This window comes from Nocardiopsis sp. TNDT3, assembly GCF_003427465.1.
GTDB classification, from domain to species: domain Bacteria; phylum Actinomycetota; class Actinomycetes; order Streptosporangiales; family Streptosporangiaceae; genus Nocardiopsis; species Nocardiopsis dassonvillei.
The window spans coordinates 1-1,740 of sequence record NZ_QPFC01000110.1; the positions used below are offsets into that span (position 1 = coordinate 1).

The 1,740-nt window shown below is 72.3% G+C and carries 1 protein-coding gene; it reads right to left on the reverse strand.

Features of this window, described 5'->3' with window-relative positions; genetic code table 11:
- Positions 1 to 24 precede the first annotated feature (24 nt).
- Positions 25 to 1,740, reverse strand: a 1,716-nt coding sequence (locus DQW06_RS03145; RefSeq protein ID WP_117197927.1) for a sodium/proton-translocating pyrophosphatase, incomplete at its 5' end; no start/stop codon positions are given.

Here is a 1,740-nt window from a genome sequence, read left to right on the forward strand (position 1 = left end):
GCCGCGGAGGTCGGTGCTCCCTACCTACTTCCCCTCTCCGGCGCGGGCCTCCTCCTTGCGGTCGTCGGCGCCGTCCGCGGCGTCCCCGCCGACACCGCCGTCCCCGGCAGGGGAGACCTCACCCTTCGGCGGGGCTCCGCCTCCGGTCTCCGGGGCGCCCTTGGGCGCGGACCGGCCGCCGGTCTCGGCGAGGTCGGTCTCGGTGCCTCCCCCGCGGCGCTTGGACCACAGGATGGCGCCGACGAGCACGGCGACGGCCGCCACCGCGATCCCCGCCCGCAGGACGACGTTGTCGGCGTAGATCACCACGCTGGGCGCCACGATCAGGGCGACGAGGTTCATCACCTTGAGCAGGGGGTTGATGGCGGGACCCGCGGTGTCCTTGAAGGGGTCGCCGACCGTGTCGCCGATGACCGTGGCGGCGTGGGCCTCCGAGCCCTTGCCGCCGTGGTGGCCGTCCTCGACGAGCTTCTTGGCGTTGTCCCAGGCCCCGCCCGAGTTGGACAGGAAGACGGCCATGAGCACTCCCGCGGCGATGGCGCCGCCCAGGAACGCGCCGAGCGGGGCGTAGCCGAGGGCGAAGCCGACCGCGATCGGCGCGAGGACGGCCAGCAGGCCCGGGGTGACCAGCTCCCGCAGCGAGTCCTTGGTGCAGATGTCGACCACGCGCGCGTACTCGGGCTTCTCCGTGCCGTCCATGATCCCCGGACGGGTGCGGAACTGGTCGCGCACCTCCATGACCACGCGGCCCGCCGCCCGGCCGACCGCCATGATGGCGAGCCCGGAGAAGAAGAACACCACGCTGGCGCCGATGATGACGCCGACGAGCACGTCGGGCTGGTCCAGTGAGAGCGAGAACGCCTCGTCGGCGTCGCCGAGCTGGGCCTGCACGGAGGTGCGGAAGGCGCCGAAGAGCGCGGTCGCGGCCAGGACCGCCGTCGCGATCGCGATGCCCTTGGTGATGGCCTTGGTGGTGTTGCCGACGGCGTCGAGCCCGGTGAGGATCTCCGCGCCCGGGCCCTCCACGTCGCCGGACATCTCCGCGATGCCCTGGGCGTTGTCGGAGACGGGGCCGAAGGTGTCCATCGCCACGATGATGCCGACGGTGGTGAGCAGGCCGGTTCCGGCGAGGGCGACGGCGAACAGGCTCAGGGTGATGGAGCCGCCGCCGAGCAGGAACGCGGCGTAGACGGCTCCGGCGATGAGGAGGGCGGAGTAGACGGCCGACTCCAGGCCGACGGAGATGCCGGAGAGGATGACGGTCGCCGCGCCGGTCTCGGAGCTGTCGCCGATCTCGCGGACGGGGCGCCGGTCGGTCTCGGTGAAGTAGCCGGTGAGCAGCTGGATGGCGGCGGCGAGCACGAGGCCGATGAGGACCGCCGCGACCGCGAGGATCCTCGGGTCCGGGTTGGTCCCGGCCTCCTCGATCTCGGCCAGGACCTGCGGGCTGACGCCGGAGAGCTGGTCGAAGCTGGAGGGCAGGTACCAGAAGGCGGTGCCGACGACGAGCACGGCGGAGATCGCCGCGGAGATGAAGAACCCGCGGTTGATCGCCGACATCGCCGTCTTGTCCCTGGCGCGGGGGGCGACCAGGAAGATGCCGACGATGGCGGTGAGCACGCCGATCATGGGGACGAGGAGCGGGAACACCAGTCCCTCGGTGCCGAAGGCGACGCGGCCGAGGATCAGCGAGGCGACGAGCACGACCGCGTAGGACTCGAACAGGTCCGCGGCCATGCC